Here is a 12709-nt window from a genome sequence, read left to right as displayed (position 1 = left end):
GCTGGGGGCAGAGCCACCAGGGTCCAAGGGCTCGGGACGCAGAGCGGACCGGGCAGAGGGGGAAAGGGTTTCGGGGGTCGATCTTCCGGGACTCAAGGTTTTCGGTAGTCGACGTCTTGAAGGAAAAGCAGGACGGACGCGGAGCTTTGGGGGCCGCATCCGAGAGGGGGACCCCTCGGGGGAGGGGTTGAGTTACTGGGAGCGCGTCGAGGGGGCGCGCTCCCAGTATTTTTTTGTGCGCTAGAGTCTGGATCCGCGCGGGGGCGCGAGGTCGACCGGCCCACGACCTCTGGAGGTTGGACTTGCCCGGCATGAACGCTCCGTCCTCCGAGAAGCCCTGGAGTGAATCCTTCGAGGACTACTTCCGGTGGTCCACGCAGGGGCCGCAGACCGTGTGGATTGACCTGGGTGCCAACCGGCTCGCGCCGATGGCCAGCCACCCCGTGCTCTGGCAGCTGTCCCTCCCCTTGAAGAACCCGATGTCGAACGGGCTCCGGGACAGCGATGAGAAGGACGCGGTGTTCGCGGTGCAGGACGCGCTGGAGGCGTGTTTGCGTCCCCTGGGGCTGCTGCTGGTCGGGCACCTGGTGGCGCAGGGCGCGCAGGTCGTCTGCCTGTATGGCCCGAAGTCCGTCACGGCGGAGCAGGTGCGGCCTCTCGTGCAGGCCCATCAGGGGGCCTATGACGTGGGCGTGGCGCGGACGCGGGACCCCCGCTGGACGGCGTATCTCCGGACGCTCTTCCCGTCGCCCTTGCAGTGGCAGGTGAGGATGAACCGCCAGCGGGTCGCGCTCCTTCGAGCGGAGGGGGATCTGTTGGACGTGGCCCGGAAGGTGGACCACCGCGCGTACTTCCCGTGGGAGCCACTGGCGAAGGACGTGGAGGCCCGGCTGCGGGACCTGGGGTTCCAGGGCTTCCGGTGGCAGCTCGTTCCCGTGGCCGGACGCATGCCCGGGCTGAGGTACCGCCTGGACTTCCACCGGGTGGACACCGTGGACGATGCGCGGGTGGACGCGGTGGCCGAGGAGATCCACGACATCGTGGAAGCGCACTACGGCACGTATGACGGCTGGGACTGCCTGCTCCTGTCGGAGGACTTCTAGTCAACCGCTGGAGACCACCCGTAACGGTTGTGCGCCTTCTCGGGGGGACTTCGTGGCGCCGGGCAGCTCCAGGACGTGGGCGCCTTCCGCTTCGAACAGTTCGCGCAGCCACGGGTGGCAGGTGAAGGCGATGACCTGGTGGGCTTCCGCCAGCTTCGCGAAGAGCCGCACCGCGCCTCGGGCCCGCTCCGGATCGAAGTTCACCAGCACGTCGTCCGTGATGAGCGGCAGCGCGCCTCGCGTCTCTCCGAAGTCGCGGATGACGGCCAGCCGGAACGCGAGGAACAGCTGCTCGCGCGTGCCCCGGGACAGCTGCTCCGCGCTCCAGTCCCTGGCGCCGTCGCTCACCCGCAGCTCGCGCGCGTCCCCGGCCGGGATGAAGACGCGGCGGTAGCGCCCCGCCGTCAGCTCGGAGAACAGCTCGCTCGCCAGTTGGATGACGCGCGGCTGCTGCTCCTCCTCGAACCTGCGGCGCGCCCTTCCGAGCAACGCCAGCGTCAGCCGGTCCGCCGCGTAGCGCGTGGCCAGCTCCGCCGCCTTCGCCCGCAGCGTCTCCTCCTGGATGCGCAGCCGCGACACGCGGTCGTCGTTCTCCCACTGCGACAGCTGCGTCTTCAGGCTGCCCTGCTCCGTGAGCACGGCCTTGTGTCGCTCGCCCTCGGCCTTGTGGCGCTCGCGCAGCGTGGCGAGCTGTTCCTTCAGGCCCGTCTCGCCGCCCGCCGCGTGTACCTCCTCGTGCGCCGCGTTCTCACCCAGGCCGGTGAGTGCCTGCACCCGCTGGACGTGCTCGCGCACCCGGGCCGCCAGCTCCGCGTACCTGCGCGCCTGCACCGCGCGGCGGCGGAAGGTGGCCTCGTCCTGGCAGCCGCCTTCCGTGAGCAGCGCCTCCCACGCCTGGTCTTCGTCCAGCGCCAGCTGATCCAACCGCGCCTTCTCCGCCAGCAGCTCGCCGCGCTGACCGTCCAGGTGCCGCTGGTCGGCGGCCCTCGAGCGCACCTCCTCCAGCGCCACGGACACCCGCGCGGCCACTGTCTCCGCTTGCCCCGGGGGCATGCCCGCCGCCCGCGCTTCCTGCAACAGCCGCGTCGTCACCGCGTCGCACGCGGCCTCCGCCACCGTGAACTCCTCCTCGTCCGTGCGCAGGTCCAGCAGCCGCTGCCGCAGCGCCGCGGCGTCGAGCCAGAGCGTCAGCGCCGACGCCGCGGAGAGGGCCTCCGGGAAGCGGCGCGCCACCAGGAACGCCATCCACTCCTCGCGCAGCACCTCCTCGCGCTGGCTCGCGCGCAGCCGTGCCTCCTCCACGCGCTGGTCGTCTCGCACCGCCGCGTCCCAGGCCGTGCGCAGCGTGTCCTCCTCGCGCACCAGCAGCTCGCGCCGCTCGGCCTGCGTCAGCTGCTCCGCGAGCAGCGACTCCTGCGCGGCCAGGTCCGACAGCGACGCGCCCGGGGACAGTCCCGCTGCTCCGGAGGCGTTCAACAGCTCGCGCTGGAGCAGTTCCTCGCGCGCGCTCATCGCCGCCTGCGCCGAGCGGAACCGCTCCTCCTCCTGCTGCCGCCAGCGGTGCCGCGCCGCCTGTGCCTCCAGGCTGGCCTTGCGCGCCGTCTCCACGCGGTGGCGCACGAGCAGCAGCAACCCCACGAGCAGCAGGCCGCCCACCGCGCACAGCACGCCCACCGACGGACCCGCGATCCACGCCGCGAGCGCCGCGAACCCCAGCGCCACGAGCGCCGCCGACACCACCCACGACAGCGGCACCAGCGAGCGCAGCGGCACCGCGTCCGTGGGCGCCCGCACGCCGTCCATCTGGCGGCGCTGCTCCAGCCGCTGCTCGGCCAGCCGCTCCAGGTCTCCGCGCACCGCGCGCATCCGTCCCACCGCCGCCTGCCGCTGCCGCACCTGCGCGGGCCGCGCCTCGGGCAGCGCGGTCAGCTCCGCCTGGACCCGCCCCAGCGCCGTCTCCAACCGGGCCCGTTCCTCGCGCGTGCGCGCCTGCTCCGACTCCGCCTGCGCGAGCGCTGTATCCGCCGCGTCCAGCCTCCCCGCGAGAGACTCCAGTTCTCCGCGCGCCCGCGCGCCCAGGTCCAGCGCGAGCAATCCGCCCGCGTCCACCGCGAGCCCCAGCTCTCCCAGCGACTGCTCCAGCTGCCGCCGCCGCGACGTGAGCGACGCCCTGCGCGCGGGCAGCGAGCGAAGCTGTTCGGAGTGTCCGGAGTATGTGGCCAGCGCGGTGCGCAGGGACTCCGCGCGTTCGCGCACGGGCCAGGGGGCCGCCAGCCGCTCCCGTGCCTCTTCGATGGGCGCGAGCCTTTCGTGCAGCTGTGCCTGCTGGGCGCGGTACGTCTTGCGCCGCTGGAGCACGTCCTCCAGCCGTGTCTCCGCGCCCGGCGGGAAGGTGTCCAGCACCGGCAGCGTGGCCAGCTCCGCCCGGTCGCGCGCGAGCCCCGTCAGGTCACTCAGCGCGGACTCCAGCCGCGAGGCGTGGTCCAGCTCATGCTCGGTGTGCTTGCGCGCCACCTCCAGCGCGTGGCCCTCCGCGATGCGCTCCGCCAGCTGGTCGCGCGTGGAGAAGTAGAGCGCGGGCCGGTCTCCTGCTTCGCGCAGCGCCTGCTGTGCCTCCTCCAGGTCCTTCATCACGCGGTTCAGCTCGGGCTTCTGCCCGCGCGGCGCGTACAGCGCTTCGGCGTCCTTGCGCAGCCGCTCCACCGCCTCCGGCAACCTGCGCGCGCCCTGCATGCCCGCGGCGAACAGCGCCTCCGATACGCCGCGCTGCCGCGCGAGCCGCTGGAACGAGGACAGCTCATCCAGGCGGAAGGCGAACACCTCGAAGAACAGCTCGCGCGGCACGTCCGCCAACGCCTGGTAGAGCAGCGTCTCCGGCAGCGGCTGTCCATCCAGGCCGCGCACCGTGAGCGTGCCCTCCGACGCGCGCTTGCCGCCGTGGCGGTGCACCACCAGCGGGCCGGAGGCTGTCTCCAGCCACAGCTCGCCGCCGAAGAGCGCGCCCTCCGGTTCGTAGCGCTCCGGCTGGCCGCGCTTCTCGAAGCCGAACAGCACGCCGCGCAGGAACGCCAGCAGCGTGCTCTTGCCCGCCTCGTTGGGGCCGTACAGCAGCGTGAGCCCCGGCCCCGGCGTCCCCGAGTACCCGCGGAAGTGCCCGAAGCCGTCCACCTGGAAGCGGTTGATGCGCAGGCCCGGCTTCATGATGCCTCCTCGTGGAGTTGCTCCACGCCGCGCTGGCCCGCCTGCGCCACCAGCTCCGGCCGGGGCGTCTCCAGCGCATCCACGCCCAGCCGCTTGAGCCGCTGCCCCAGCGTCGTCAGGTCCTCGTCGTCCCACAGCGACGCGAGCGCCGCGTCGTCATGGGTCAGCGCCTGCGCCTCCTCCAACAGCGTGCCCAGGAAGCCGCCTCCGGCGCGCACCGCCTCCAGGTCCACCTCCGGCCGGCTGCCATCGCGCAGCGACTCCAGCAGCACCGGCGGATGCGCGCGTGCCAACCGCTCGCGCAGGTCCGACTCCAGCTGCGTCCTCGCTCCCGGCCGCACGAGCTCCCGATGCAGCGGGCCGCGTCCGGCCAGCGTGAGGCGCACCGCGTGCCCGTCGAAGTCCTCCGCGCAGCGTGACTCCACCACCTCCGTGGCCACTGCCTGAAGCATGTCCAGCGACGTGACACCCGCGAGCGGCACGTCCAGCCGGTGCCAGCGCACGCGGTCCACCGGTACGAAGCGCCTGCGCGCGACGCCGTCCTCCACGTCCACCACCACGCAGCCGCGCTCGCCCGTCTCGTGCACGTGCCGGCCCTGCGGGTTGCCCGGGTACACCGCCACGCCACCGCCGGGCAGCAGGTGCTCCGCGCGCGTGTGCACGTGGCCCAGGGCCCAGTAGTCCAGTCCTCCCGCCGCCAGGTCCGCGGCGGTGCAGGGCGCGTAGTTCGCGTGGCCCGCGTCGCCGCCCAGGTTCGCGTGCAACAGGCCCACGCTGAAGTGCTCGCCGGTGCGGCGGAATCTCGCGGACAGGTTCTCGCGCACCTCCACGTCCGGATAGGAAACGCCCTGCACGTGACACAGGCGCCGGCCCTCGCGTCGCACCTCCACGTCCTCCCACTCCGGACCGAACACCTTCACCGACGCGGGCAGACCCAGCGTGCCGGTGTCGCCGCTCAGCGGATCATGGTTGCCGTGCACGATGAAGGTCTGGATGCCCGCGCGGTCCAGCCGCGACAGCTCCGTGCGCAGCGCCAGCCGCGCGCGCACCGAGCGGTCCTTCACGTCGAACAGGTCCCCGGCCAGCAGCAGGAACGTCACGCGCTCGCGCAGGCACACGTCCACGATGCGCGCGAGTGCATGGAAGGTGGACTGCTGGAAGCGCTCCAGGAGCGGGCCGTGCGTGGCCACGCCCCGGAACGGAGTGTCCAGATGGAGATCCGCGGCGTGCACGAAGGAGAAGCGCATCGTGCGGGCACCGTACCCGAGTCCCGCCCTCCTCCCGATTTTCCACCCCCAGGTGGGATGCGCCGGTGGACACAGGGCATGCCCCTGGGTCCTATGGGAAGTCCACGGGTGAAAATCCGCCGCGTTGGATGCGCGTCCAGCCCTCTTGCGCTTCGCGCGAAGTCCCGCACGCACATCCTGCATTTCGCACGACGCGAGGGCCCGCACCTCTTCGCCAACCTCGCGGGGTTCCTGGAGTCCCGCGCGTTTCGCCCTCGGGTACGACGGCTGCAATCCGGCCCGGCCATGAGACCCGTCACCTCCTGGCTGCCCCACCTCCCATTCCTACCCGCGCTCGCCGTGCTGTTGCTCGCACCGCGCGCGCATGCGCATGCGCAGTCCGACGAGCGCCCCGCGCCGCTGGCCTTCGCGGACTTCTCCTGGCTGCCCGGCAACGCGGGCGCCAGCGAGAAGCCGCTCAGCTTCGGCCCGTTCACCGGCGAGTTCCGTCTGGATACGGCGTACCACTACAGCTTCAACCGCCCGCGGGACGACACGCTCTCCGGATCCAGTGAGGTGTTCCGCCACGGCGAGGTGCAGGTCACGCAGCTCGGCATCGGCGGGGACTTTCTCTACAAGAACGTCATGGGCCGCTTGATGACCCAGTTCGGCATGTACTCGCAGACCACGCCGCGCAACGACGCGAGCCCTACGCGTGGCCAGTGGAACCTGGACAACGCCTACCGCTACGTCTCCGAGGCCTACGGCGGCTACCACTTCGATGCGCTGCGAGGCATCAACCTGCAGGCCGGCATCTTCATGAGCTACATCGGCTTGTGGAGCTACTACAACGCGGACAACTGGACCTACCAGCCGTCCTACGTGTCGTCGAACACGCCGTGGTTCTTCAACGGCGTGCGCGCTCAAATCTTCGTCAGCGACACGCTCAAGATTGAGCCGTGGCTCGTGAACGGCTGGCAGTCGTATGGCCGCTTCAACGACGGCTACGGCGTGGGCGGGCAGGTGCTGTGGCGTCCCACGGGCTGGCTGTCGGTGGTGGGCAATCAGTATTACGGCTCGGACACGCTGGGGAATCCGGGCCGCACGCGCGTGCACACCGACGACAGCGTGATGGTGAAGTACCACGACGCGCCGGGCGGCTTCGTCAGCAAGGCGGCGGCGTCACTCACGCTCGACGCGGGCTGTGAGTTCGGCGGCGGCGTGGACTGCGGGTCGCAGTACTTCCTGGGGTTCATGGCGTACCACCGCGCATGGTTCCTCCAGGACCGGCTGGCGCTGACCGTGGGCGGTGGCGCCATCACCAACCCCGGGCGCTACCTGGTGCTGCTGCCGCCCATCAACGGGACGACCGCGGCCTCCGGCACGCCGTACTTCACCGCGAACCCGGGCGACCGCTACCGCGCCTGGGACTTCCAGGTGGCCGCGGACGTCATCCCCCAGCCGTTCATCACCTTCCGCGTGGAGTTCAACCACCGCGCCGCCAGCGTGCCCTACTTCTCCGGACGCGGAGGCGTCACGCCGCCCGGTGGCAACCAGGGCGCGCCGGGCTCGCTCGTGGACGGCTGGAGCCCCGACCTGGTGAAGACGGAGAGCCGCCTCACCGGCGCGTTGATGGTGAAGATTTGAGGAAGGGCGCGGGCGCGCCATCCGGTCACGCCCGCGCCGCCCCGAGGCTCAAGGCCTAGCGGGTAGGCTCGGGGACCGAGCCGGATCCGGTGTTGCCGCCGGTGGTGTCGTTCGAGCCACCGGAGCCCTCCATGCCGGAGCCAGGCTCCATGCCGGAGCCGCCCGTGCCTGAGTCGTAGCCGGATCCGCCCGTGCCTGAGTCGTAGCCGGATCCGCCCGTGCCCGCGTCGTAGCCGGCTCCGCCCGTGCCCTGATCCATCGTCGAACCTTCGCCCTGGCTCGGGCTCTGTTCATGCCCCGTGCCCATGCCAGGCTCGGTGCCCTGGGTGCCCTGGGTGCCCTGGGTGCCCTGGGTGCTTCCGGAGCCTCCCGTCCCGCCGCCCATGCTCTCCTGCGAGCGGTCCTTGCTCTGGCACCCGGTCAGGGCCATCGCGCCCGCCACCGCCCCCAGCACCATCCATCGCGTGAAACCCTTCATGCTCGACCCCCGTGTTGGTGTGACGAACCCAAGGCTGGGGGTGGGGCGACGCAGGGACATCGTCCGAGGGCTGCATGCCGCCAGGCCGCCCTCTCCTCGTGCCATGGGGCAGGGGCCCGCCAGGCCGCCTGCCCAGGGGCAATGGATCAAGCCTCGCGGCGCAGCACGAGCAGCGCGTACTCCAGCCCGCCATCCAGCAGGCCCTGTTGCAGCCACAGGTGCTCGCGGCGTGACTCGGCGCGCACGGCGTTGAGCGCGGCGCGCAGGCTGTGTGCGTCCGTGGGCGCGCGGGCCAGGTGCTCATGGACGCGCAGCTCCGAGCTCAGCGTCCAGAAGCCCACCGCTCGCGCGGACACGTCGTCATGCGCCTCCAGCTCCAGGCCCGCCTCGCGCGCGTCGGCGAGGAACGCGTTCACGCTGCCCAGGTGCCGGCTCCACGCGTTCTCGGAGGGATGCACGGCGTCGGGCCGCACCCAGAAGCAGTCCGCGATGGCGAGCACTCCGCCGGGCTTGAGCCGGGCGTGCATGCCGCGCAGCCACTCCGCGCGGGGCAGGGCGCAGGTGTTCTCCACGGCGATGACGGCGTCGTAGCACTCGCGGGGCCGGGGCGGCTCGCCCGTACACAGCCGGACCTGCACGTGCGCGCCCATGCCCGCCTCGTGCGCGAAGCGGCGCACCTGCTCCAGGTGCGTGGGCACGGTCACCATCGCCGTCACGCGCGCGCGGTGCTCCTGGGCCCAGTACAGCGCGCTGCCGCCCAGGACGCTGCCCACGTCGAGCACCTCGCCGCCATCAGGGAAGGGGCCCATGGCGCGCGCCAGCTCCACGAGCATCGCTTCCTGCGAGTCCCTCAGCCGCTCGCGCAGCTCCGGCCCCGGCGTGCCGGGCGGAGGCAGCCGGTCCACCAATCCCGTGTGGCAGTACACGCGGGGGTTCGTGCCCTGGCGGGCGAGTCCGCGCGCGGCGAGGGCTTCATGGTAGGCGCGCACGTCGAACGAGGTGAGCAGGACCGGGCCGCTGGACGGGGCCACCGCTTCATTCGCGGCGCGCCCGCGCGTCAGGGTCGTGGACGGCGTCGGAGTGAAGGCGCTGAGGGGCTTCATGGGTACTCCCGGGGCAGCAGGATGCGGAGCAGGGCGCCGCCTCCCGGTCCGTTGTGCCGGTGCAGCAGTCCTCCGCTGGCGCGGAGCAGGCACTCGCTGGTGTAGAGGCCCAGCCCCGTGCCCTGGGACTTGGTCGTGTAGAGCTCCTCCGCGGGCGCGTTGAGACGCTCCGGAGGGAAGCCGGGTCCGTCGTCCTCGATCTCCACCTCCAGGCGTCCGCTGAGCGGTTCGGTGCGTGCCCGGATGAAGACCCGGGAAGCACCCTGTTCGCCATTGCCCTCGCATGCGTTGACAACCAGGTTCTCCACCACCCGGCGCAGCGTGAGCGGCCCACCGCGCAGGAGCGCGCGAGGCGGCCGTGACATCTGCATCTCCACGTGGATGTCCACGTCGGGGAAGCGCAGGGACACCTGGGCCTGCACGGACTCCAGCACCAGCCCCAGGTCCACGGCCTCCGGCTCCGTGCCGGCGAAGCGGCGGCTCTTGGCGCGCACCTCCTTCACCATCTCCTGGAGCTGTCGAAGGCTGTCCTGGAGCTGGCGGGACTGGTCCTCGAAGCCGGTGCGCGCGAGCGCGCTACGCTGCGTGCCGAAGGCCTTCATCATGTCCGCGGCGGTGCCCGCGTCGTGCAGCACCTGGTCCATGCCCTGGTGGTGGCCGAGGATTTCCGCCATGGCCTGGGTGAGGCGGCCCACGTCGCGCTCCTGCTGCTCCACGAGCTGCGCGTGCACGGCGGCGCGCAGGCGGTCCGCGTCCGCGCGGGACTGGTCGTAGCGCATGGCGAGCGAGCCCAGGTACAGCTGCGCGACCAGCGCCGCGGGCCCCATGACGGCGAGGAGCAGCCCGTTCTGGGAGTGCCACGCCAGGGCCGCCGCGCCCAGCAGGGCCACGAGCGTGCCGACCATGAGGAAGGGCTCGCGCCAGGTCACCCGGTAGCGCCGGCCGTGCACCGCGGAGGTGCCGATGAGCAGCACGCCGAGGACGAGCGCCCCGCGAGGCGCGGCGAGCGCGGTGAGGCCCGCGAGGAAGAAGTGCTCCAGCGCCAGGCCCGGCAGCCACGCGAGCCAGCTCACGGCTCCCACGCGCCGGTGGCGTGCGTGCGCGCAGGCGAAGGCGACGCGGTGGACGGCGCCGGGCAGGAAGCACGCGAGCGCGGGCGTGAAGGGCACGGCGAAGAAGGAGTGGACGACGGGGGCCCAAGCGACGGCGCCCACGAGCGCGGAGCCCCGGAGGAGGTGGCCCGCGAGGGGGCGCACGCGCAGGGACGCGAGGAGCCGGCCCGCGTCCTGGGCGCGCATCCAATGGCGGAAGGCCGTCACTCCCTGGATGGAGGACAGGGGCAGGGCCTTCATGCGCGCGCTCCGGTGCCGGACCGCGACACGGCGGCGCGGGCTGGACGGTGCCCGGACGGATGCAGGTCTCCGCGATACGGACGCATGCTGGTCAACCCCCCGGCACCAGGCACAGCCCTCGGCACGGAGAAGCAAACGGCGGCGGAGCCCTCCCGGTCAAACCCGGGGGCACGAACATTGTTGGCCAGTCCTCCGTCCCTGTCTTCCCGGTCAGGGTGGGTGATGACTCCTGTCCGGAGCAACAGTGCTTGGGAGGACGTGAGGGGCGCGATAGAGGGGCGCCCCATGCGTGACAGAATCCAGACGGTGTTGCGGCAGCTGGCTCAGTCTCCCGAGTTGGAAGTGAGGTGGCTGCACACGTTGTCGCTGCTGGAGTTCATTGGGGCGCGGAAGATTTCGCGCACGGTGGCGGACCGGCACCCGTCGTTGGAGGTGCTGGGGCACCTGGCGGACGAGACGCGGCATGCATTCACGTTCAAGCAGCTGGCCTGTGAGGTGGCGGGCCGCGAGGACGTGACGGAGTTCCTGAGCGTGGGCGCGGCGTCGGCGTGGTTCCAGTCGTTGGACCGGCAGCTGGCGGAGTGGGTGACGGGCGTGACGGGGACGACGGACGTGTACCTGCACTACCTGCTCACCACGTCGGTGGTGGAGCGCCGGGCGATGGTGCTCTATCCGCTCTACAAGGCGGCCACGCGGCACGCGGTGGTGCGCGAGGAGCTGGGGCGCGTGGTGGTGGAGGAGCAGTCCCACCGCCGCGCCATCGAGGACGCGTGCACGGAGCGCCTGACGAAGGTGGGCACGACGCTGGAGCCCGCGCTCGCGCTGGAGGAGCGCCTGTTCGAGACGTTCCTCACCCAGCTGGAGAAGGACGTGGCCCAGGCGCTCGCCGGAGCCCAGGCGGCCTGAGCGGCCTGGATTGCATCTCCGGGGCGTGAGGACTAAGTGACTCACTTCCGAATCAGAAGTGAATCAGGAGTGCTCGCCATGTCCCACCGATTGCAACCCACCGTTTCCGACCCGGTCATGGAGCAGGTCCAACGGCTGCGGCGCGAGCTGGGTGGGGACGTCTCCGAGATCATCACCGAGGCCATCAGCCTGCTGGACAAGGTGGTGCTGGAGGCGCGCCGGGGCTCTCGGCTCGCCTTCGTGCCGCTCCAGCCCGGACAGCCCCTGCGCGAGTACAGCTCTCCGGCGCTGACCCGGCTGGAGTGGAAGGCGATGGACGAGGAGTCCATCGTCCTGCCCGCGAAGGACTTCGACCGGGTGGCCAAGGCGGTGGCTGCGCCCCCGAAGCCGTCGCGCGCGCTGCGCGAACTCTCCCGCCGCCGCCGTCGCGAGCGCCCTTGAGCCGCAAGCCACCCGTCATTCCCGCGCCGTTCACGGAAGCGCTGACCCGCGAGGACGCGGCCAGCGGCTTCCAGTGTGAGCACGAGGCGCTCAACCGCTTCTTCCGGCAGGACGCGGGCCAGAACCAGCGCCGCGACGTGAGCCGGACCTGGGTGCTGCGCCGTCCGGACACCCGGCTCGACTGGCCCCGCGTGCTCGGGTACTACACGCTCGCCGTGGGGCAGGTGTCGCGAGACGAAGCGCCGGAAGCCATCGTCAAGCGTCTGCCGCGCTATCCACTTCCTGCGGTCATCCTCGGAAGGCTCGCCCGGGACTCGCGCGTCAGGGGCGCGGGTGTGGGCGAGCAGTTGCTGGATGACGCGCACCGCCGGGCACTGGCCATCGGGGAGAACGCGGGCGTCGTGCTCGTCATCGTGGATGCGAAGGACGCGTTCGCGGCCCGCTTCTATTCGCGCTTCGGTTACCGGCCGCTCATCGGCGTCAGGCTCGGCGCGCCCGAGTGGCCCCAGCGGCTGTTCCAGCCCCTGAGCCACTTGCGTGCGTCCTTCGAGGACGACGCCTGAGTCGTCACTCCGGCGACGGGTCTTCTTCGCCGTCACCGACCGCGCTGGACAGCACCAGCTTCCCGCCCGTCCACGCGGCCTGGAGGTTCCTCGCGCGGCGGGCGCGCTTGCGGCTCAGCTCCACGCCCACCGCGTCCAGACCCAGCGCGTTGGCCACCGCGAGCGCGGTGCCGTGGCCGCAGAATGGATCCACCACCGTTCGCGTGCGCGTCTGCTCCAGGATGAAGCGGCACGCCACCAGGCACGCGTTGAGCCCCATGCCTCGCGTCCACGTCACCTCGCCGGGGTCCGGCAAGACGTCCGCCGTGGACTTCGCCGCGTCTGTCTTCAACCCCCGGCTGAAACACAGCAGGTGCGAGTACGCAGGCCTCCCGAACGTCACCGTCCCCGGCGTCCGGCGACACACCACCTTGTGCCAGAGCGTGTCGCACCCCGCGGCCTCCGCCGCCTTCGACACCAGGTAGCCCTTGTCCACCCACGCCCCGTCCTTCTTCACGTCGGACTGGTAGAACACCGCCACCCCGTCCGCCGGCACCCGCGACAACACCTTCGCCGCCGCCCCCACGAACCAGTCCTTCCACTGAGGCACCGTGAGCGAGGGGAACTCGGAGACGTCCGGCATCGACGCCACCATCGAGCACCCCTCCAACACCGGCCGCGCGTCCAGCCACTGTGTCTTATACACATCT

11 protein-coding genes are annotated in these 12709 nt (G+C 71.7%); 5 read left to right on the top strand and 6 right to left on the bottom strand.

Annotation, left to right across the window (positions count from 1 at the left end; translation table 11 throughout):
• The first annotated feature begins 311 nt into the window (after window positions 1-311).
• Window positions 312-1103, top strand: a complete 792-nt coding sequence (locus tag D7V77_RS34605; RefSeq protein WP_120580538.1) for a DUF695 domain-containing protein — start codon at window positions 312-314, stop codon at window positions 1101-1103.
• On the opposite strand, the gene D7V77_RS45830 is transcribed toward D7V77_RS34605, so the two are convergent.
• Both D7V77_RS45830 and D7V77_RS34595 read right to left on the bottom strand, forming a co-directional pair.
• A complete protein-coding gene (locus tag D7V77_RS45830; RefSeq protein ID WP_120580537.1) occupies window positions 1104-4304 on the bottom strand; it encodes an AAA family ATPase in 3201 nt (1066 codons plus the stop codon).
• Entirely contained in the window at window positions 4301-5551 is a 1251-nt protein-coding gene (locus D7V77_RS34595) for a DNA repair exonuclease (RefSeq protein ID WP_120580536.1), read from the bottom strand. Before D7V77_RS34595 ends, D7V77_RS45830 begins: the two co-directional genes overlap by 4 nt.
• A 285-nt stretch (window positions 5552-5836) precedes the next feature.
• On the opposite strand from D7V77_RS34595, the gene D7V77_RS34590 reads away from it, so the two are divergent.
• On the top strand, window positions 5837-7177 hold the full coding sequence (locus D7V77_RS34590; protein WP_120580535.1) for an outer membrane beta-barrel protein: 1341 nt from the start codon (window positions 5837-5839) through the stop codon (window positions 7175-7177).
• A gap of 55 nt (window positions 7178-7232) precedes the next feature.
• Here D7V77_RS34590 and D7V77_RS34585 read toward each other — a convergent pair whose 3' ends face one another.
• From D7V77_RS34585 to D7V77_RS34575, 3 genes are all read right to left on the bottom strand, one after another.
• Window positions 7233-7655: a hypothetical protein gene (locus D7V77_RS34585; protein WP_199733940.1), complete on the bottom strand. Its 423-nt coding sequence runs from the start codon at window positions 7653-7655 to the stop codon at window positions 7233-7235.
• Window positions 7656-7801: 146 nt separating this feature from the next.
• Window positions 7802-8758 carry a cyclopropane-fatty-acyl-phospholipid synthase family protein gene (locus D7V77_RS34580; RefSeq protein WP_120580534.1) on the bottom strand — a complete coding sequence of 319 codons (957 nt, stop codon included), beginning with the start codon at window positions 8756-8758 and terminating at the stop codon, window positions 7802-7804.
• The gene (locus D7V77_RS34575; protein WP_120580533.1) at window positions 8755-10110 is read right to left on the bottom strand and encodes a sensor histidine kinase; all 1356 of its coding nucleotides are present in this window, start codon (window positions 10108-10110) and stop codon (window positions 8755-8757) included. The genes D7V77_RS34580 and D7V77_RS34575 overlap by 4 nt, the downstream gene beginning before the upstream one ends.
• A gap of 285 nt (window positions 10111-10395) precedes the next feature.
• Between D7V77_RS34575 and D7V77_RS34570 the strand changes: the two genes are divergently transcribed.
• The 3 genes from D7V77_RS34570 (at window position 10396) to D7V77_RS34560 (ending at window position 12020) form a co-directional block, all read left to right on the top strand.
• A complete protein-coding gene (locus D7V77_RS34570; RefSeq protein WP_120580532.1) occupies window positions 10396-11016 on the top strand; it encodes a hypothetical protein in 621 nt (206 codons plus the stop codon).
• Between the two features lie 78 nt (window positions 11017-11094).
• Entirely contained in the window at window positions 11095-11457 is a 363-nt protein-coding gene (locus D7V77_RS34565; protein WP_120580531.1) for a hypothetical protein, read from the top strand.
• Window positions 11454-12020, top strand: coding sequence for a GNAT family N-acetyltransferase (locus D7V77_RS34560; protein WP_120580530.1), 567 nt, complete (start codon window positions 11454-11456; stop codon window positions 12018-12020). The genes D7V77_RS34565 and D7V77_RS34560 overlap by 4 nt, the downstream gene beginning before the upstream one ends.
• A gap of 4 nt (window positions 12021-12024) precedes the next feature.
• Here the strand turns inward: D7V77_RS34560 and D7V77_RS34555 are convergent, their stop codons facing one another.
• Entirely contained in the window at window positions 12025-12705 is a 681-nt protein-coding gene (locus D7V77_RS34555) for a site-specific DNA-methyltransferase (protein ID WP_233597412.1), read from the bottom strand.
• Window positions 12706-12709: the final 4 nt, after the last annotated feature.

Source organism: Corallococcus sp. CA041A, from assembly GCF_003612075.1.
Taxonomy (GTDB): Bacteria; Myxococcota; Myxococcia; order Myxococcales; family Myxococcaceae; genus Corallococcus; species Corallococcus exiguus.
The sequence above is the reverse complement of the archived record's forward strand: the minus strand, read 5'-3'. Positions and strand labels throughout refer to the sequence as shown.

What these genes read in the sequence shown, in the direction of transcription:
- D7V77_RS34605 (WP_120580538.1), top strand. Translation starts at nt 312, where the DNA reads ATGAACGCTCCGTCCTCCGAGAAGCCCTGGAGTGAATCCTTCGAGGAC.
- D7V77_RS45830 (WP_120580537.1), bottom strand. Translation starts at nt 4,304, where the DNA reads ATGAAGCCGGGCCTGCGCATCAACCGCTTCCAGGTGGACGGCTTCGGG.
- D7V77_RS34595 (WP_120580536.1), bottom strand. Translation starts at nt 5,551, where the DNA reads ATGCGCTTCTCCTTCGTGCACGCCGCGGATCTCCATCTGGACACTCCG.
- D7V77_RS34590 (WP_120580535.1), top strand. Translation starts at nt 5,837, where the DNA reads ATGAGACCCGTCACCTCCTGGCTGCCCCACCTCCCATTCCTACCCGCG.
- D7V77_RS34585 (WP_199733940.1), bottom strand. Translation starts at nt 7,655, where the DNA reads ATGAAGGGTTTCACGCGATGGATGGTGCTGGGGGCGGTGGCGGGCGCG.
- D7V77_RS34580 (WP_120580534.1), bottom strand. Translation starts at nt 8,758, where the DNA reads ATGAAGCCCCTCAGCGCCTTCACTCCGACGCCGTCCACGACCCTGACG.
- D7V77_RS34575 (WP_120580533.1), bottom strand. Translation starts at nt 10,110, where the DNA reads ATGAAGGCCCTGCCCCTGTCCTCCATCCAGGGAGTGACGGCCTTCCGC.
- D7V77_RS34570 (WP_120580532.1), top strand. Translation starts at nt 10,396, where the DNA reads ATGCGTGACAGAATCCAGACGGTGTTGCGGCAGCTGGCTCAGTCTCCC.
- D7V77_RS34565 (WP_120580531.1), top strand. Translation starts at nt 11,095, where the DNA reads ATGTCCCACCGATTGCAACCCACCGTTTCCGACCCGGTCATGGAGCAG.